Annotated in this window: 15 protein-coding genes; 6 read left to right on the top strand and 9 right to left on the bottom strand. The window is 66.9% G+C overall.

The window, feature by feature from the left end; all coding sequences use genetic code 11:
• Positions 1 to 11 precede the first annotated feature (11 nt).
• Genes AB7M35_RS05940 through AB7M35_RS05925 form a run of 4 tightly spaced genes read right to left on the bottom strand, consistent with a single transcriptional unit; the run spans position 12 to position 6,643 of the window.
• Entirely contained in the window at positions 12 to 1,946 is a 1,935-nt protein-coding gene (locus AB7M35_RS05940) for a TRAP transporter permease (RefSeq protein ID WP_453958025.1), read from the bottom strand.
• Entirely contained in the window at positions 1,943 to 2,701 is a 759-nt protein-coding gene (locus AB7M35_RS05935; RefSeq protein WP_453958024.1) for an enoyl-CoA hydratase/isomerase family protein, read from the bottom strand. The genes AB7M35_RS05940 and AB7M35_RS05935 overlap by 4 nt, the downstream gene beginning before the upstream one ends.
• A complete protein-coding gene (locus AB7M35_RS05930; RefSeq protein ID WP_453958023.1) occupies positions 2,698 to 5,082 on the bottom strand; it encodes a xanthine dehydrogenase family protein molybdopterin-binding subunit in 2,385 nt (794 codons plus the stop codon). The genes AB7M35_RS05935 and AB7M35_RS05930 overlap by 4 nt, the downstream gene beginning before the upstream one ends.
• A 1-nt stretch (position 5,083) precedes the next feature.
• Positions 5,084 to 6,643, bottom strand: a complete 1,560-nt coding sequence (locus tag AB7M35_RS05925; RefSeq protein WP_453958022.1) for a UbiD family decarboxylase — start codon at positions 6,641 to 6,643, stop codon at positions 5,084 to 5,086.
• A gap of 152 nt (positions 6,644 to 6,795) precedes the next feature.
• On the opposite strand from AB7M35_RS05925, the gene AB7M35_RS05920 reads away from it, so the two are divergent.
• Together AB7M35_RS05920 and AB7M35_RS05915 are read left to right on the top strand one after the other, a co-directional pair.
• Positions 6,796 to 7,524, top strand: a complete 729-nt coding sequence (locus AB7M35_RS05920) for an IclR family transcriptional regulator (RefSeq protein WP_453958021.1) — start codon at positions 6,796 to 6,798, stop codon at positions 7,522 to 7,524.
• Between the two features lie 35 nt (positions 7,525 to 7,559).
• Positions 7,560 to 8,228: a dienelactone hydrolase family protein gene (locus tag AB7M35_RS05915; RefSeq protein ID WP_453958020.1), complete on the top strand. Its 669-nt coding sequence runs from the start codon at positions 7,560 to 7,562 to the stop codon at positions 8,226 to 8,228.
• Between the two features lie 56 nt (positions 8,229 to 8,284).
• On the opposite strand, the gene AB7M35_RS05910 is transcribed toward AB7M35_RS05915, so the two are convergent.
• Positions 8,285 to 8,815 (bottom strand): VOC family protein, encoded by a 531-nt coding sequence (locus tag AB7M35_RS05910; RefSeq protein ID WP_453958019.1) that lies wholly within the window; start codon positions 8,813 to 8,815, stop codon positions 8,285 to 8,287.
• A 106-nt stretch (positions 8,816 to 8,921) separates the two neighbouring features.
• Here AB7M35_RS05910 and AB7M35_RS05905 point away from each other — a divergent pair, with 106 nt between their 5' ends.
• The gene (locus AB7M35_RS05905) at positions 8,922 to 9,716 is read left to right on the top strand and encodes a response regulator transcription factor (protein ID WP_453958018.1); all 795 of its coding nucleotides are present in this window, start codon (positions 8,922 to 8,924) and stop codon (positions 9,714 to 9,716) included.
• A gap of 10 nt (positions 9,717 to 9,726) precedes the next feature.
• On the opposite strand, the gene AB7M35_RS05900 is transcribed toward AB7M35_RS05905, so the two are convergent.
• A complete protein-coding gene (locus tag AB7M35_RS05900) occupies positions 9,727 to 10,710 on the bottom strand; it encodes a VOC family protein (protein WP_453958017.1) in 984 nt (327 codons plus the stop codon).
• A gap of 238 nt (positions 10,711 to 10,948) precedes the next feature.
• Here AB7M35_RS05900 and AB7M35_RS05895 point away from each other — a divergent pair, with 238 nt between their 5' ends.
• The 3 genes from AB7M35_RS05895 to AB7M35_RS05885 all read left to right on the top strand — a co-directional run bounded on the left by AB7M35_RS05895 (position 10,949) and on the right by AB7M35_RS05885 (position 15,317).
• Complete coding sequence (locus tag AB7M35_RS05895) at positions 10,949 to 12,157, top strand: FAD-dependent monooxygenase (protein WP_453958016.1); 1,209 nt, start codon at positions 10,949 to 10,951, stop codon at positions 12,155 to 12,157.
• A 189-nt stretch (positions 12,158 to 12,346) separates the two neighbouring features.
• Positions 12,347 to 13,369 carry a TAXI family TRAP transporter solute-binding subunit gene (locus tag AB7M35_RS05890; RefSeq protein ID WP_453958015.1) on the top strand — a complete coding sequence of 341 codons (1,023 nt, stop codon included), beginning with the start codon at positions 12,347 to 12,349 and terminating at the stop codon, positions 13,367 to 13,369.
• Positions 13,370 to 13,415: 46 nt separating this feature from the next.
• Entirely contained in the window at positions 13,416 to 15,317 is a 1,902-nt protein-coding gene (locus AB7M35_RS05885; RefSeq protein WP_453958013.1) for a TRAP transporter permease, read from the top strand.
• Between the two features lie 360 nt (positions 15,318 to 15,677).
• On the opposite strand, the gene AB7M35_RS05880 is transcribed toward AB7M35_RS05885, so the two are convergent.
• The 3 genes from AB7M35_RS05880 to AB7M35_RS05870 all read right to left on the bottom strand — a co-directional run bounded on the left by AB7M35_RS05880 (position 15,678) and on the right by AB7M35_RS05870 (position 18,717).
• Positions 15,678 to 17,198, bottom strand: coding sequence for a tripartite tricarboxylate transporter permease (locus tag AB7M35_RS05880; protein WP_453958011.1), 1,521 nt, complete (start codon positions 17,196 to 17,198; stop codon positions 15,678 to 15,680).
• A complete protein-coding gene (locus AB7M35_RS05875) occupies positions 17,195 to 17,656 on the bottom strand; it encodes a tripartite tricarboxylate transporter TctB family protein (RefSeq protein ID WP_453958010.1) in 462 nt (153 codons plus the stop codon). The genes AB7M35_RS05880 and AB7M35_RS05875 overlap by 4 nt, the downstream gene beginning before the upstream one ends.
• A gap of 68 nt (positions 17,657 to 17,724) precedes the next feature.
• Positions 17,725 to 18,717, bottom strand: coding sequence for a Bug family tripartite tricarboxylate transporter substrate binding protein (locus tag AB7M35_RS05870; RefSeq protein ID WP_453958008.1), 993 nt, complete (start codon positions 18,715 to 18,717; stop codon positions 17,725 to 17,727).
• Positions 18,718 to 18,729 lie beyond the last annotated feature (12 nt).

The raw sequence follows: 18,729 nt of genomic DNA, 5'->3' as shown, positions 1-18,729 counted from the left end.
CCCGTTGCGGGTCATGCGGCCGTCTGCTGCCGCAGTGACGCGGAAGCGATCCGTTCGAACACCACCAGGGCGAGGCAGACCCCGAGGCCGGCGAAGTTCGATACTTCCGCAAGTGTCGAGCCGAAGGGCGAGAACATCGCCGCACAGCCGGCGACGAACAGGATCACCCGGAAAACCGGATTGAGCGGCCGGAACAGATATCCGGCCAGCGCGGCGGAAATCGCAAAGAGCCCGACGGCGGCCGACAGGATGTCCCAGACGATCTCGAGCGGTCCACCCTGCATGAGAAGCCCGAGGCTGAACGGGAACACGAACGGCAGCAGGTAGGCGGCGATGCCGTAGCGCATGCCCGAGATGGCGGTGGACCAGAAGTTCGCGCCGGCGATCGCTGCCGCCGTGAAGGTGGCGAAGCAGACCGGAGGCGTGATCATGGACAGCATGCCCATGTAGAAGATGAACAGGTGCACGGCCATCCGGTCGACGCCGAGTTCGGACAGCGCCGGCGCCACCAGCACGGCGAGCATCGTGTAGATGACGGCCGTGGGCAGCGCCATGCCGAGCACGACGCAGACGAAGCCGGTCATCAGCAGGATGAGAAGCACGTTGTCGCCGGCAAGCGCGACGAGGATCGACGACATGCTGTAGGCGAGGCCGGCGAGCTGGAGCGCGCCGATCACCAGGCCGGCCACGGCGGTGAGGATCAGGATGCTCGCGACGGTCCGGCCGGTGGAGACGAACGCGCCGGCGAGGTCGGCGAGGCTGGGCCGCGTCCGCTCAGCGAGCGCTCCCACGACCAGCGCGGCGCCCGCGGCGGCAAGCCCGGCCTTTCCGGGCGCCCAGAACGCGAACATGACGGCGTAGATCAGCACGCCCAGCGGAATGACGAACCCGAAGCCCCGGCGCAACGTCGGCAGCATGCGGGGAAGGTCGGCGGCCGACAGGCCCTTCAGCCCGCGCCGGCCGGCCTCGAGGTCCACCTGGATGAAGACCGCGAGGTAGTAGAGCAGGGCCGGAATGATCGCCGCCAGCACGACCTGCGCGTAGGGAATGGCCAGGAAGTCCGCCATCAGGAAGGCGGTGATGCCCATCACCGGCGGCATGATCTGCCCGCCCGTCGAGCTGACGGCCTCGATCGCGGCGGACTGGTGCTTGGGATAGCCCGACCGCTCCATCATCGGGATCGAGATCGGGCCCACCACCGCCACGTTGGACACGGCGCTGCCCGAGACGGCGCCGAACAGGGTGGAGGCGGCCACGGAGACCTTCGCCGATCCGCCCCGGTAGCGTCCGAGGAGGGACAGCGCGAGGTCGGTGATGAAGGTGTCGCCCTTGGTGATCTTCAGGATGGCCCCGAAGAAGATGAAGGTGACGATGGTGTTGGCCGCCACGTCCAGCGGCAGGCCGAACAGCGCGGTGGTGTCGAGGTAGGAGTAGACGACGATCCGTTCCCAGCTCGAGGGCGGAATGGCGAAGATGCCCGGCATCATGTCGCCGAACCGCGCGTAGAGGATGAAGAAGGCGGCGACGAGGATGAGCGTCCAGCCGATCATCCGCCGGGTCGCTTCGAAGATCGCCAGGATCAGCGCGGTGCCAAGCGCGATGCGGATCGGTTCAAGGCTCGAGAGCTCGTAGACGAGCCAGTTGAAGTTCACGACAACGTAGCCGCAGCTGACGACGGCCACGAGCGCCAGAACCCAGTCGTACCAGGGCACGCGATCGCCCGGTTCGCCGGTCCTCGATTTCACGTTCAGGAACACTGCCACCAGGCCGCAGGCGAGCATGATCGCCAGGAACTGCTCGTTGAACACAAGCATGCCCAGCCAGTTGTGAACCTCCATCGCCCACAGGGCCGCCAGCACCACCGGCAGGGTCAGCGCGAAGGTCGCCATCCACCGGGCAGGTCCGGCGAGCTGCCGCCACTTCGAAGCTGCCGAGTCCTCGCTCACCGGGATGCTCCATCGCTGGGGGTCACGAACCGCTCGGAGGCGGCCGCGGAGTTTGCCGAGGCGGCGTATTCGCGGAGCACCTCGAACCCGCTGTCGGCTGCGAGATTGAGGAACCGCTTCACGGTGGCGAGCGATGTGGCGCCGTTGGCCGAGAGCGCGCTGCGATACGCGGCGACGCGGCCGTCGAGTTCGCCGGACGCGCACGCTTCGGAGGCAAGCCCGACCTGGACCGCGGCGGTCGCGTCGAGCGGTTCGCGGCTGAAGATCAGCCGCGCCAGTCCGGCCCGGCTCACCCGGTCGGCGAGCGCCGTTCCGACCAGCAACGGCGGGATGTCGCGGTTCATCTCCGGGATCCGGAAGTCGGCCGTGTCGTCGGCCAGGACGACGTCGCCCAGCCCCGCGAGCGCGCAGCCCACGCCGTGGGCCCGTCCGCGAACCGCGATGATCACCGGCAGGGGCGTGCTGCGCACGGCCGCATAGAAGGAGAGGACGGGCTCGGCCACCCGGTGGCGCAGGGCCTCGGCGGTCATCACCACGCCGGGCTTCGGCATGGGAGAGACACGGCCGGCGCAGAAGTCCGCTCCGGCGGCGTTCAGGAGCACGAAGCGGGTGCCTTCGGGAGGAGCGAGGAATGCCGCGCTCAGGGCCTCCGTCATGGCGTGGGTCAGCACGTTGCCTTCGTCGGCGCGATCGATCGTGATCTCGAGACATCCGTCATCGGCGAGATGCGTTCGAATGGTGCCCGTGTCTGTCATCGTGCGGTTCCCTTCGCAGCCTCGATCGCCGCCCAGACCCGGGCCGGCGTCGCGGGCATCTCCAAGTCCTCGACCCCGAGCGGGGCGAGGGCGTCGATCAGCGCGTTCATGACGGTGGCGAGCGACGGCGTGATGCCGCTCTCGCCGCCACCCTTCACGCGCAAGGGGTTGCCGTCGGTGGGATCCTCCACGAGGTCGACAGTGAACGACGGCATGTCCGACGCGCGGATCATGCCGTAGTCCATGAAGCTGCCGCTCAGCATCTGTCCGCTGTCCGCATCGATGGCGATCGTCTCGCTGAGTGCCTGTCCGACGCCCTGGACGATGCCGCCGTGCACCTGTCCGTGCAGGATCAGCGGATTGATCGGCTGCCCGGCATCGTCGATGGAGGAATAGCGGGTGATCTCGATGGTGCCGGTGTCGGGGTCGACCTCCAGCTCGCAGACCGCCGCCCCGGTCGGGAAGGCGGGCATCCGGCCGGTGAAGCTGACCGACGCGGTGAGCGCGCCCGAAAGATCGCTGGGCAGCTCCCCGCTCTGCATGAGGCCGGCAAGCTCGAAGACGGAGAAGCTCCGGTTGGTGCCTTCGGCGCGGAACAGGCCGTCCTCGAAGCGCACCTGCTCCACCGCCACGCCGAGATGACCGGCCAGCACCGTCCGCGCGCGTTCGACGATCTCGGCCGACGTGCGCACCAGGAGGGCGCCGCCCAACCGCATCGACCGGTCGGAATGGGATCCGCCGCCGGAAACCACGCGGGTCGTGTCGCCCGAAATCAGCTTCACCTCTTCGGGCCGCACCCCCAGCCGATCGGCCATGACCTGCGCGAAGCTCGTCTCGTGGCCCTGGCCCGTCGACTGGGTCCCCGTCACCACCTCGACCACCCCGGCCGGATCGACGGTGACGTCGACGCGCTCGTGGGGAATCCCGACGGGGCTTTCGACGTAGTTGGCAAGCGCGATGCCGGCCAGCCTGCCGCGCGCCCGCGCCGCCTCCCGGCGCGCCGGGAAGCCGTTCCAGTCGGCGGCCTCGAGCGCGTGGTCCATGTTGGCCGCGAAATCCCCGCTGTCGTAGGTGAGGCCCATGGCCGTGGTGTAGGGAAGCGCCGCACGGGGGATCAGGTTGCGGCGGCGGATCTCCAGCCGGTCGATCCCGAGCTTGCGGGCCGCGATATCCATCATCCGCTCCATGGCGAACGTGGCCTCCGGCCGTCCGGCGCCGCGATAGGGGGCCGTCGGCACGGTGTTGGTCATCGCGCCGCGAATGCGGGCAGCGGCGGCCGGGATGTCGTAGACGGTCGTCATGACGCGGAAGGTGTTGGCCATCGGCACGAAGGCGACCGTGTAGGCGCCGACGTTGGCGATGATCTCGCAGCTGTAGCCGAGGATGCGGCCGTCGGCGTCGAGCCCCATGCGGGCGCGATAGACGATGTCGCGGCCCTGATAGTCGGTCAGAAAGCTCTCAGACCGTGTCGAGGTCCAGCGTACGGGCCGGCCGAGGCGTTTCGCGGCGATGGCGAGCATCGGCTGCTCGGGGGACACGTTGGTTCTCGGGCCGAAGCCGCCGCCGGTGTCCGGGCAGGTTACGTCGATCTCGTCGCGGCCAATGCCTAGGGCAGCTGCCATCGTGTCGCGCTGGCGTACCGCTCCCTGGCTGCCGGCGATCATGTGATATCGGCGGGTCTCCGGATTGTAGTCGACGATCGCCGACCGCGGCTCCATCTGCGCGTTGGCGATGCGCTGATTGACGAAGCGGTGCTCGATCACGCAGGCAGCCGACGCGATCGCGGCGTCGGAGGCGGCAAGGTCGCCGAACGTCGCCTCGACGGCGCAGTTGCCGGGAATCTCCGGGTCGAGCTGGGGCGCGCCGTCGGCCAGCGCGTCCTCGGCGCTGATCACGAAATCGAGCTCGCGATAGTCGACCGCGACGGCTTCCGCCGCGTCCTGGGCCTGGAGCGCGGTTTCCGCCACCACCATCGCCACCGGCTCGCCGAGATAGCGGACGGTGCGGAGCGGCATCGGCAGGTGGTGGATATCGATCGAGCGGTTCCGCTCGTAGCCGCTGAAGGCGCGCTTGGTATGGTCCTTCGCATCGGCGGGGTCGGCGATATGGTTGATCGGCCGGCCACCTTCGTCGACGTAGTCCTGGCCGACGAGGACGGCGATCACGCCAGGCATCTCCAGCGCGGCGGAGGTGTCCAGGCCAACGATTTCGGCGGATGCATAGGGCGCACGGACGAAGGCTGCCGACACCTCGCGGTCGAGGTGGAAATCGTCGGTGTAGCGTCCCTTGCCGGCGACGAGCCGCAGGTCCTCGAAACGGGGCATCGGACGGCCGACGAAGGGCGGCGTCGGCTCTCCCCCGACGATGTCATCACGCTTCATGTCAGGCGTCTTCCCCGGCGGCGTCGATGAACCACTGGCCCAGCTCGTCTCGGTGCAGTCGTCCAGCCGCGCGCAGATCGTCGAAGATGGCGAAGATCTCGCGCCCGTCGCGGGTGCCGATGGCGGTCATTAGCTGCTCGTATGTCTTGGGTCCGTCGGCGAGCGCCGCCTCGACGGATGCGAACCGGGGGCCCTCGAAGGTCGGCGGGGTCGGCACGCGGGACTCGATGGACCGCGCCATGGCGATCGGCATGGTGCAGTCGAAGCCGGCCTTGGCACCGGTGACCGCGCCCTCCAGGGAGGGGTCGAGGGGCAGGGTGCGCATGCCGTTCTGGACGACGATGTCGCGATCGGCCTGCAGCCGCGTCGCGAACGCCCACTCGCACTGGATGTCGGAAAAGATGTCGATGTCCGGATCGTAGACGAACACGTTCTTCACGTTGCCCAGCGAACCGAAGCAGGCGGCGATCGCGTTGCGTGCCTCGCCCGGCACCCGCTGCCGCATCGAGATCCGCACGTTGAACATTCCGCCCGAGGCGGTGGTGGCATGGACGTTCAGCGGTTCACGGACCGCCGTCTGCAGCGCCCGCCACATGGTGACCTCGGTGCGCAGCGCAATCAGCTGGGCGCTGTCGGTCAGCGCCATGTTCGGCCCGGCGATGGTGGAGGTCTGGAAGATCGGATCGCGGCGATGGGTGATGGCGGTCAGATGGAACACCGGGTTCATCTTCACGCCGCCGTAGTAGCCGAGAAACTCGCCATACGGCCCCTCGGCCTCGACGTGGCCGGCGCAGTCCAGATATCCCTCGAGCACGTACTCCGCGTCGGCCGGGACCATCAGGTCGCAGGTGACGCATTTCACGACCGGCATGTCCTGGCCGCGCAGCGAGGCGAGCAGGTCGACCTCGTCGGTCGGAATCCGCATCGTGGCCGCCACGTGGTCCACCGGATGGGAGCCGACGATGAAGGCGATCGGCATGTGCTTGCCGTCGGCGACGTACTGCTCGTAGATCGCCTTGAGGTCGCTGGGCGAGACCAGATCCACGCCGGCCTCGCGCCGTCCGCGCACCATCAGGCGGCGGATGCCGACATTGGTCAGTCCCGATCGCGCATCGAACGCGATGTCCATCGAGGACGAGATGTAGGGCCCGCCGTCCAGCCGGTGCTGCAGGTGGATCGGCAGCCGCGAGAAATCGGCCTCGTCGCCGCGCAGCACCACTTCCTGCGCCGGCGCCTGGCCCTGAGGCACCGTGCGGGTGCCCTTCGGGTTTGCCAGTCGGCCGAGCACCGTCTGGAGCAGGTCGTGCGGATCGGTGTCGAACGCCAGCGCGAGCCGTTCGCGACTGCCGGCGATGTTGCCGGCGAGGCGCGCGCCTTCCTTCCCGACGTTGGAAAACAGGATCGCGTCGGCGCAACCGTCGAGCTGTGCCGCCACATCGGCAAGGTCCGTCGGCTTGGCGACTTCGACCATGCCGCCGCTCGTTCGCAGTCGATCAAGGAACGATCGGAGGTCGACAACGGCGTCCTTCCGGACGACGCTGTCGATTGCGGCTTGGGCCATTCTGTACCTCCCCAGGCACTCGTTTATTCACTTTTGTCAAACTTGGTTGTAGGATGATAAAGAATGGTGGGTGCGTCAAGGACCTTCAGGACCACGCTATGATGGATGAGCCCGCTTCCCCTCCGAAGGATTCCCGACGCGGAATCCAGTCCGTGGAGATCGGATTCCAGCTGATCAACGCGCTGGCCGCGGCGCGGGGCAAGCTGCCTCTCAAGACCCTGGCGGAGCGCGCCGGGATGAGCCCGAGCAAGGCGCACCTCTATCTGGTGAGCTTCCTGCGGCTGGGGATCGTCGCGCAGGATCGGGTGACGTCGCGCTACGGGCTCGGGCCCGCTGCGCTGCAGCTCGGCATTTCCGCCATCAACCAGATGGACGTGATCGATGTGGCGCGCGAGCACCTGCCCGGGCTTCTGGAGCAGATCGATACTTCGGTCAGCCTGGCAGTCTGGGGCAACCGGGGGCCGACCATTGTCTTCCGGCTCGACAGCGAACTGCCGCTGCCGCTGTCGGTGCGGGTGGGGTACGTGCTGCCGCTGATGACCACCGGCACTGGCCGGACATTCATGGCGCACCTGCCGGAGCGGGAATGGGCATCGATTGCGGCGGTGGAGGAGAACACCCGGCCCGGTCTTCTGAAGACGGCCCGCGCCGATCTCGACCACATCCGTGAGGTCGGCATCGCGATCACCCAGAACCAGACCCATGCCGGCTTCTTCGGCGCGGCGAGCCCGATCTTCGACAGCGACAACACGATCTGCGCCGCGGCGACGGCCATGGGGCTGAGCCATACGGCAAACCTGGGCGAATCGGGACCGATCGCCCAGGCCGTGCGCGCAACGGCGGCATTGATCAGCCGCGATCTGGGCGCCCGGCCTTCCTGACCAGACTTTCCAAGATCAATGGAGAACCGAACTTGATGGGACGTGATCTCACGCTGACCGCTGCAGACGGCCACGAGCTCGACGCCTACGAAGCGACCGCGGATGCTGCAAAGGGTGGGGTCATCGTCCTGCAGGAGATATTCGGGGTGAATCCCCACATCCGCGAGGTTGCGGATCGCTTCGCCGCGGCGGGATACACGGCCGTGGCGCCCGCCCTGTTCGACCGGATCGAGCGCGGCTTCCAGAGCGGCTACTCGGCCGAAGAGGTCGCCGCCGCCCGTCCGCTGCTCGCCGCGTTCGACTGGGACACCGCGCTGATGGACGTCGATGCCGCCCGCGCGCACCTGGCGGCGAAAGGATTGAAGGTGGCGGTCGTGGGGTTCTGTCTTGGCGGCTCGCTCGCCTTCCTGTCGGCGACGCGGCTCGACGGGCTGGCGGCGGCGATCGGATACTACGGCGGATACATCGCGAAGGTTGCCGATGAGACACCGCGATGCCCCGTGCTGCTGCACTACGGCGACAGCGACCACACCATCCCGATGGCAGATGTGGAGACGGTCCGGGCGGCGCGGCCGGACGTGGAGCTCCACGTCTATCACGCCGGCCATGGCTTCAATTGTGACGCTCGGGGCAGCTACGATCAGGAAAGTGCCGATCTGGCGTGGAGCCGGACGATCGGCCTCATGGACCGCGCCGTGGGTTGACGCGACACCGGCGCGGCCGGCCGTGCTGGCCAGGTCGCGCCGGATTCGCCGGTCGCTCAGGCCTTTGCCAGCAGCGACGCCTTCTTCCTGTTCCAGGCTTCCAGTCCGGCGTGGGCCTCTTCGGCCATCTGCTTCAGCTCGCCGGGCTTGTCCACGCGCGCGGTGATCTCCAGCCGCAGGCCGTTGGGGTCGAAGAAGTAAATGGAGTGAATGAAGCCGTGGTCGACGATGTCCGTCGTCTTCACCCCGGCGTCGTTCAGCCGCTTCTTGTAGGTCATCACGTCGTCGACGGTGTCCACCTCGACGGCGAAATGCATCACCCAGTCGGGCGTGTTGGGCGAGGGAAGCGGCATCTCGTTCTCGCCGAGATCGAAGAAGGCGAAATAGGAGCCGTCCCCCATCTCGAAGAAGAAGTGGGAGTAGGGCCGGTATTCTCCGGTGCTCGGCACCTTATCGGACTGCATGCACGCGACGAGCGGCAGGCCGAGCACGTCCTCATAGAACTTTCGGGTCTCTTCGCCGTCCCGGCAGGGGAAGGAGTAATGATAGAGGCCCTTGATTTTCGGGAGCGTCGTCTGGGTTCCCATGTTGCTTCCTCCACTGGCTTGTCTGGTGTGCAGAAGGTAGGAGGTGGATGGGAGAGTCTTGTACCCTTTTGAGAGGGACAAGCTGAATCGCCCGGAGGAACCCCGCATGCCGGACCTGAACGGCCTGGCCCGTGTGATCGACCGGATCGGCCAGGCCGATTTCGGACCGGCACTCATGGACTGCCTGGCAGCCGTAGTCTCCGCCGACATGTGCTCGGCGTTTTCCGTAACCGAGGGCAACGCCGCGGTTCTGGTCGCCGAAAGCACGATGAGCGAGCGTTCGGCCTTCGCGCGGATCGCGTCGCTCCGCTACGCGCAGCGTTATTGGAACCGCGACCTCGACACCCTCTACAATCTGGGCCGGGCGCATCGCCACGTCCTGATCGCGCGCCGTCCCGAGAAGTCGATTCGCGATCTGGAGTACCGCCTGGAGTGCTACGGCGACGGCGCGGTGGGCGAGCGCATCTCGATTTGTCGGACCGGCGGGTCCGGCCTGATCGTGAACGCCTACCGGCTTCAGGAGTCCGGCCCGTTCCCGGCCGCCGGGATGGATCTCCTCGAACCGATCGCGCCGGTACTCGTCGCAGCCGTCGGACGGCACGCGCGGATGCTGCGCGAAGCCGCCTTGCCCGGCGCGCCGGATCCCATCGTCCTGGCGGACCGGATGCGGCTGAGCGGCTATCTGCCGTTGAGCCTCCGCGAGGCGCAGGTGATGGCGGCATTGGCGCTCGGCTGGACCGAGGCGGCGGCCGCGCACCGGCTTGGGGTGGGGCTCGCCAGCGTCGCCACCTATCGCAAGCGCGGCTATGCCAAGCTCGGCCTCGGCAGCCGCGGCGAGCTGAGGCGGCTGGCGGAAGCGCTGTGGAGCGGGGAGGGCGGCGGCCTCGGTTCGCCGGACTGACCGGCGTCACTCAGCCGCGCGAAGAGCCGCGCAGCGCCTCGAGCCACCGGCAGTCCGGCGCGCGCTGGCCGTTGCGGGCCAGGGCGAGCCGCATGTCGCGGAATGCGTCGCGTTGCTCGTCGGAAAGATAGAGCCGCTCATGGCCCCAGAAGCTCGGCCCGCAGTCGGTCTCGTGCGGGGTCCATGTCTCCGGGTCGATGAGCCTCCCGCCATGGCCGGACTCGATGAAGAAGCCCGACGGCGTGTGCGTGTAGAACGACGTCATGTAGTCGTTGGTATGCCGCCCCAGGGTCTGGGAGATGCGGCCCTCCTCGAGAAGGGCCAGGTCGTATCCTTGGCCGACATCGTCGAGAGCGCCGTATTCGACCATCAGGTGATGCAGGCCGCGCGACGCGGACCCCACCATCGCGAAGCTGTGGTGACGCTCGTTCACGTGGAAGAAATAGAGCGGGATCGGGGTGAGCGCATAGTCCGAGACCCGGAAGCCCAGCACATCCCGATAGAACGGCAGCAGCGTGTCCACGTTCGGCGTCTTCATGACCACGTGCCCCATGCCGTGGACGCCGGTCCGGAAGCCGGAGATGGCCCGGCCGGGACGGAACGGCTCATCGGCAACCTCTGGGTCGCAGAAGAACTCCAGCCGGTTGCCCTCCGGATCCCGGCACCAGATCATCTGTCCGACGAAGCGCTGATCGCAGAGATCACGTGAAGCGGCGTGGACGGCAACCCCGGCTGCCTCGAGCCGTTGTGCCACCCGTTCCACGGCGCCGGAGTCCGGAACTTCCCAGCCGATGAACGCGATCGCCTCGTCCGCCTCGCGGCTGACGACCAGTCGCTGCTTGCGATCGTCCATGCGGAACGACGTCTGCACGCTCGAGCGGTCGACCAGCTGCAGCCCGAGAAGGCGCGTGGCGTAGTCGCTCCAGTCGTCGAGGCGATCGGCACCGACGGCGAGGTAGCCGAGTGCGGAGACCTCGAGAGGGGGATGGTTCATCGTGGCACCTCCTTCTCGAATTTAGGATATGTTTGGGTGATTGTATATTGCTGAAGATGGTCGTTTGCCTGCACCATCCCGGGCCAAGCTGCGGTGCCTCCGAACGGGCCCTTCGGCACAAATCGATGTTTGACCATGGTGAATAAGATTTCTATATATTGAACCCTAAGACGGAAAGTCATCACGCTTCGCGCCACCGGTCCGGTGCTCGAAGGACGGTCAGAGGGAGACGTCCGATTTGAAACCTCATGTGCTGATCGCGGGAGGCGGTATCGGGGGCCTGGTGGCTGCGCTGGCCTTGCTGCAGAAGGGCATCGACGTCGATGTCTACGAGCAGGCGCCGCAACTGGCGGAGCTGGGAGCCGGTCTTCAGCTGGCCGCGAACGGATCGCGACTTCTGATCGAGCTCGGCCTGGAGGAGAAGCTCCTCCCCATCGTGTGCGAGGCCGCCGGCAAGGAAGTCCGCATCTGGAACACCGGCCAGTCTTGGAAGCTGTTCGACCTTGGTGCCGATTCCATCGAGCGCTTCGGGGCGCCGTACTGGATGGTGCATCGGGGCCAGCTTCACACGGTCCTGATCGAGGCGGTGCGCGCGCTGAAGCCCGACGCGATCCATCTCAACTCCGGTGCGCTCGGCTACACCCAGGACGACACCGGGGTGGTGCTGCAGCTGGCCAATGGCGGCACCGCGCGCGGCGATGTGCTCATCGGCGCCGACGGCGTGCATTCGACCCTGCGCGGGCAGATGTTCGACAGCCCCAAGGCGACGTTCACCGGCCTTATGGCGTGGCGGGGCCTGGCGCCGATCGAGCGGCTGTCGGCGGAGCTGCAGCGGCCGGTCGGCACCAACTGGGTCGGTCCCGGCGGCCACGTCATCACCTATCCGATCTGCGGCGGCACCTATCTGAACTTCGTCGGCCTCGTGGAGAACCGTCAATGGACGGAGGAGAGCTGGTCGACGGTCGGGACGGTCGAGGAGTGCCTGGCGGACTTCAGCACCTGGCATCCGCTGGTGCGCGAGACCGTCGAGGCGCTCGACCAGCCGTTCCGATGGGCGCTGGTGGGCCGCGCTCCGCTTCCCAACTGGACGATCGGGCGGGTGTCGCTTCTGGGCGACGCGTGCCACCCGACGCTGCCGTTCCTGGCGCAGGGGGCGATCATGGCGATCGAGGACGGCGTCGTGCTGGCGCGCTGCCTGGAAGCGAATCCGGACGATCCCGTCCTGGCGCTGCAGGCCTATCAGGCGCTCCGCATCGAGCGGACGACGGCGATCGTCAACGGCTCCAACGCCAATCTCGACCGCTTCCACAACAGCGCGCTGGCCGATCCGGTTAGGGCGATCGAATATGTCGAGAGCGAATGGCAGCCGGAGAAGGTCCGCAGCCGCTACGACTGGCTGTTCGAATACGATGCGACGCGGGTGCCGCTCGACGCCGCCTTCGCCTGACCCGCTCCGCTGCATGCTCCCGCGCAGCCTTTCGCCGCGGGTGGCAGACGAAATGGATGCGCAATGCTTGAATGCGGTCGTGTAACATCATGAAGTAACCGAAAGGCCAGCGCATTCCTGGCGTAATTCAAAGTAAAGCCCCGAAGAAGGGCTATATCCATGGTTGAATCCATAAAGGGAGGACTGAATATGAGCCGTCTTAACACGAGGCGCATCCGCCTGGCCGCCGGGCTGTTCGCCGCGACCGCGATGGCCGCGACCGCCGGCCCGGCCTTTGCCGAGATGACCCAGGTCACGATCGGCACCAACGCGACGGGCACCCTCTACAACCAGATCGGCACCGCCGTCGCGAAGGTCGTCAAGGACGAGGTGGGCGTCCCCGCTGCCGCGCAGCCGTTCGCCGGCACCTCCGTCTATCTGCCGAAGTTGCAGCGCGGCGACGTGGAGCTCGGGCTCAACTCGGGGCTCGATTCGGCGATCGCCTTCTCCGGTCAGGATGAATACAAGCAGCCGCTCGACAATCTGCGCGGCGCGATCATGCTCACCTACGCGTATTACGGGATGTACGCCAAGGCGAGCTCGGGCCTCACCACCGTCGCCGAACTCAAGGGCAAGCCGGTGGTCATGGGATACCGGGCGATCGCCTCGTTCGACAAGGTGAACAACGCAATCCTCGGCACGGCGGGCATGACGCCGAAGGATCTCGACGCGCAGGTCGTCACCGGCATTCCCGAGGCTGTGCGAGACATCGTCGACGGTCGGACCATGGCCGCCGGCACGATCACCGGCTTCCCGGCCCTGCGCGAGGCCGATGCCTCGGTCTCCGGCGGCCTGATCGTTCTGAAGCTCGGCGACAACGACAAGCCGATCAACGATCTTCCCGGCTTCGACGTTGCGGAGATCAAGCCGGGTCCGGCCTTCGTCGGCGTCAAGGAGCCGATGCGGGTCGCCCGCTTCAGCGTGTTCCTCAATACGAGCAGCAACCTGAGCGACGACGACGTGTACGCGATCGTCAAGGCGGTTCATTCGAACTGGACGCAGATGGGTGAGCAGGTGCCGGCGCTACGGTCGATCAAGGCCGACCAGCTCGTGCCGGTGAACTTCGGCCATCCCTACCACGAGGGCGCCGTGCGCTACTTCGAGGAAGTGGGGCTCTGGACGCCGGAGCACGCCGAACGGCAGGCGGCGCTTCTCGGCACCGCAAAGCAGTAGTTCAGCCCGATCGCCATCCTGATCCACGCATAGAGTTCGAACGACCATGATCGTCCTGACCACGTTTCTGCAGCGGGTCTATACCGGCTTCCTGTTGATCGGAGGCGTGGTCTGGGCATCGGATCTCCTATCGGTGCTCAATGTGTCGCTGATGGATGCCGAGTGGCTCGGCATCTATCTCGGCGTCGCCGTCGCGGCGGCCTTCCTGCATACGCCGTATGGCAGCAGGGCAGGGGTGATCGACATCCTGCTGGGCTTTGTCGCGATGGCGTGCTGGGCCTGGATGGCCTTCAACTTCCAGAACTGGCTGGTCGATTTCGACGGCGCGACGCCCGCCAAGTTCGTGCCGGCGACGATCGCCATCCTTCTCATGATGGAGGCGCTCAGGAAGGCCAGCGGTTTGCCGATCGCCATCCTGGTCTGGGTGCTGATCCTCTACGGCCTGTTCGGCCACGTCATTCCGGGGCCGTTGCAGGCACACTATCAGCGCCCCGCCGACTTCATCATGTATCTCTACGCCGACACCAATGCGATCCCCGGCATGGTGCTGGTCATCATCGCCGGCATGGTGCTCGCCTTCATCGTTTTCGGCAAACTGATGGAGGTCAGCGGGGCGACGAACTTCTTCACCGACCTCGCGATGTCGGTGATGGGCCACAAGCGCGGCGGACCGGCCAAGGTGGCGGTCGTCGGCTCGAGCCTGTTCGGGTCGATCAGTTCCTCGCCCGTCGGCAACATCATGTCGACCGGCGTCGTCACCATTCCGCTGATGAAGAAGACCGGCTTCAAGCCGCACTACGCGGCCGCGATCGAGGCCGTCGCCTCAACCGGCGGACAGATCGCGCCGCCGGTGATGGGCGCCACGGCCTTCCTCATGGCCGAATTCCTGCGCATCGACTATTTCGACGTGGTCGTCGCCGCGGCCCTGCCGGCGCTCTTCTACTATCTCTGCCTGTTCATGCAGGTCGATGCCGTCGCGGTCCACGAAGGGCTGGAAGGCGTGCCGAAGTCCCAGCTTCCGCGCTTCCGCGCGGTGCTGCGCAAGGGCTGGGTCTTCCTCCTGCCGCTGGCGGTGCTCATCTACATGCTGTTCTGGCGCGGTTCGACGCCGGCTTTCGCGGCCCTCACGGCCTCGCTCGTCCTGCTCGTGTTTGCCCTTATCGGCCGCAAGATGCGGACCCGCTCGGAGTGGGCGCGCTTCATCTTCGGCGGTGGCGAGGGGATGATCCCGCTCATCATGATCGGCGCGGCGGCCGGCGTGGTGGTGGGCGTCATGAACGCCTCCGGCCTTGGCCAGTCGCTTTCGTTCGTGCTGGTCGACGCGGGCGCTGCCTGGGGCCTGCTGCCGATGCTGGCGATCACCGCCGTCCTCTGCATCGTCCTCGGCATGGGCATGCCGACGACCGCGATCTACGTCATCCTGGCGACGGTGCTGGCGCCGGCACTGACGAAGATGGGCATGACCCAGATGGCCGCCCACCTCTTCATCTTCTACTTCGGGGTGATGTCCTTCCTGACGCCGCCGGTGGCCGTGTCGAGCTATGTCGCCGCCGGCCTCGCCAAGGCGAGCATGTGGCGCACCGGGTGGGTCGGCATGCGGCTGGCCTCCATCTCGATGCTCCTGCCGTTCGTGTGGGCCTACGACCCGGCCTTGCTGCTGGACGGGTCCCCGATGGCGATCGGCGTGGTGATCGCCACCACGACCGCCGCGATCTTCCTCATCTCCCGGGGGTTCGTGGCGCTGCAGGAGCCGGGCAACCGGAAGGAGGCCTGGTTCGGCTTCGCCCTGGTCCTGCTCGCGCTGGCTTCCGGGTCGAGCCCGATCTGGATGGGACCGGAGTCCTGGCTGGCAGGCGCCACGGCCCTGATCGCCATCGCGTGCTGCTGGCTGATCCCGCCGGCGCACGGCTCCGATGTCCGATCCGAAGCGGCGAAGTCCCCGGCCTGACGTTAGAAGGGGCGCTGTCGGCTCCCTGGAGGGGCGTATCCGGCTTCCACGACGTTGAGCCGAGGTCTCGGACCGGCGCGGCGCGAGAGGGCGGCACGATTTCTCGCCCGATCGGCACCCCGACTGGCTTCCGCCAGGGCTGCGGGTCCTCGGCGTGAAATGACAAAGCCTTCTGAGCGGGTAGCCGCTCAGAAGGCTTTTTTCATGGGCGGACCGACCGCCGGGGCCCACCATGGGCACGTTCGTCCTTCAAGGCGGAAGCGGGTGCGCTATTGAGGCCGGACCGCACCGGATCGGCTTGGCGCCTTGACGCGTGGGGAACCGCGGGGGAGCTGACGGCGGGCGAGGGCCCGCCGCCCCTCAAAGCTCCCGTTCGGCCGCCGCGCGGGCCCGCGATCGGCGCCGGATGTAGGCGTACACCGTCCACGCGATGATCAGCAGCGACGCCGTCAGGAACAGCGCGCTGATCGGCCGGCTGAAGAACACCGTGTAGTCGCCCCGGTAGAGGGTGAGGGCTCGGCGCAGGTTCGTCTCCAGCATCGGTCCGAGGATCATCCCCAGGACCAGCGGCGCGACCTCGAACCTGAGGTAGGACAGCACGGCCCCCGTGACGCCGAAGAAGATCAGGACGTAGAGGTCCATCACGCTGTTGTTGACGCTGTACACGCCGATGCAGATGAAGGCGATGATGAACGGGTAGAGCACGGAGTAGGGAATCGTCAGCATCCGCACCCAGAACCCGATGAAGGGGATATTGAGGACGAGGAGCATGACGTTGCCGAGCGCGAAGCTCACCACGAGACCCCAGAACAGATCCGGATGCGACGTGATGACCGAGGCGCCGGGCTGGATCCCGTGGATCGTCATGGCGCCGATCATGATGGCCATGACGACGTCGCCGGGAATGCCCAGGGTGAGGGTGGGAATGAAGGCGGTCTGAACGCCGGCGTTGTTCGCCGATTCCGGGCCGGCGATCCCCTCGATCGCGCCCTTGCCGAACTGTTCGGGATGCTTGGAAATCCGCCTTTCCGTGGCGTAGCTCATGAACGAGGCAAGCAGGCCTCCGGTGCCGGGAAGCGTCCCGAAGAAGGCCCCGAGGCTTGTCCCCCGCACCATCGGCCCACGCGACCGGCGCCAGTCCTCGCGCGTCGGCAACATCGAGCGGAAGGTGATGTCCGACGCCTTGATCGGGCGCGGCTTGATCACACCGGCGTTGCGGATGATCTCCGGCAGTCCGAAGATTCCGAGTGCCATCGCCACGATGGGAAGGCCCTCGTACAGCTCGTCGATATTGAAACTGAACCGCATCAGGCCGGAATCGATGTCGCGCCCGACCAGGCCGAAGATCAGGCCGATGCCGATCATCGCCGCGCCCCGAAGCGGCGATCCGGCACTCAGCATCGAGGCCGCCACCAGGCCCAGCACCATCAGGGAGAAGAACTCCGGCGCGCTGAACGTCAGGGCCAGCTTCGCCAGTGGCGGGGAGAAGATCCCCATGATCAGCATGCCGGTGATGCTGCCGACGAACGAGGCGATCGCGGTCATGAACAGCGCAACGCCCGCGCGGCCCTGCTGCGCCATGGGATAGCCTTCGAGGCACGTCACGGCCGACGTCGGCGTGCCCGGCAGATTGAGCAGAATGGCGGCTGTCGCGCCGCCGTAGTTCGAGCCGTAGTAGATGCCGGCCAGCATGATCAGCGCATGGGCGGGCTCGAGGCCGTAGGTAATCGGCAGCAGCAGGGAGATGGCCGCCATGGCGCCGATCCCCGGCAGGACCCCGACGAAGGTCCCCAGTGCGACCCCGATGAAGCAGTACCAGATGCCTGCCGGGGAAAACGCGACGTTGAACCCGATCGACAGATTGGTCAGCAAATCACTCATGGCCGCCACCGGAAAACATCGACCTGGATGGAGAGGCCAAGCCAGAAGATCAGCACGCAGGCGAGGGGAACGATGAGCGTCAGCGCAAGCTTCTGGAGCATCGACGTGTTGCGATCGGCGAGCGAGCCGAGAAACACGCTGATGGCGGTGGCCGGGGCGAGGCCGAAGCGATCGATGGTCAAGGCGAAGCTGCAGACGGCCGCCATGATCAGCAGGATGGTCCGCAGCGGCATCGGCGAAGCGGCGTCGGCGTCAGGCGCCTTTTTCCAGAACTGCTCGACGATAAGCCCGGCCCCGACGATGATCAGAAAGCAGCCGATGTAGAATGGGAAATAGCCCGGGCCCATGCGGCGCGCGCTGCCCAGGTTGAACTGCAACGCCTCGCTGACGGCGATGATGCCGAACGCGATGACGAGTAGCCCCGCCAGCACATCGATCTTGTTCTTCAGAACGCCCATCGTCTCCCTCGAATATGGACGTTACCCGGCGCGGGGCCGGGTAACGTTGGAAGGTCTTTCGGGTCGGATCAGTTCTGGGGAATCTTGGCGATCTCGACCAGTTTCTTCGACTCCGCCATCAGCTTGACGAGCGCTTCGTCGACCTGCTCGGGGGTGGCGATCCACACGTCGACGCCGGCATTTGCAAGGAAGGGCTTGGTCTTCGCCTGCTCGCTGACCTGCGTGAACATCTGGTTCAGCTTGTCGACCACGGCATCGGGCGTGCCGGCGGGAACCCAGGCCGCCCACCAGGTGAGCTGATCGATGTCGAGCCCGGTTTCCTTCAGCGTCGGAACGTCCGGCGCCACGTCGAGACGCTCGCCCGCCCCGGTCGCGAGGATCCGCAGGCGGCCGTCCCTCTGGCCGGCCAGGGCGTTTGCCGGATCGGTCACCGAGAAGTCGACCGCGAGCGACACCAGGTCGGGAAGCATTTCGGCGGTCGAGCCGTACCGGACCTCGACCGGATCCGCGCCGAGTTCCTGGACGTACTGCGCGCCGAGCACGCGGCCGGAGGTGTTCGACGTCGCGTAGGTCGCCGCGTCGCCGGCCTCCTTGAGGTAGGCGTTCAGCTCCTCGATCGTCTTGTACGGGGAGTCGGCACCCACCGTGATGTAGAAGGCGAGCTTGTTCACCCCGGCGACGCCCCTGAAGTCCTTGAGCGGGTCGACGGGCGGCTTTTTCCAGAGGTGATAGTTCAGCGTCGTCGCGCTGCCGCCGTGAACGTAGACGGTGTAGCCGTCCGGTGCCGCGTGGGCGACGTACTCGGAGGCGATGTTGCCGGCGGCGCCGGGCTTGTTCTCGACGATCACCGTGTTGCCGGTGAGTTCGCTGATCTCGTTGGCGAAGTAGCGGACGAAGACGTCAGCGCCGCTGCCCGCCGGATAGGCCGAAATGAACGAGATCGGCCGGTTGGGGAAGTCGTCCTGCGCCAGGCCCGGCGATGCCAGCGCGATCCCGAGTGCCGCTCCCGCCAGCAGGGTGAGCCCGGCTCGGCGCGTCCAGTGCGATGTGTTCACAGTCATCCTGTCCTCCCT

Source organism: Amorphus suaedae (assembly GCF_053629675.1).
The sequence above is the reverse complement of the archived record's forward strand: the minus strand, read 5'-3'. Positions and strand labels throughout refer to the sequence as shown.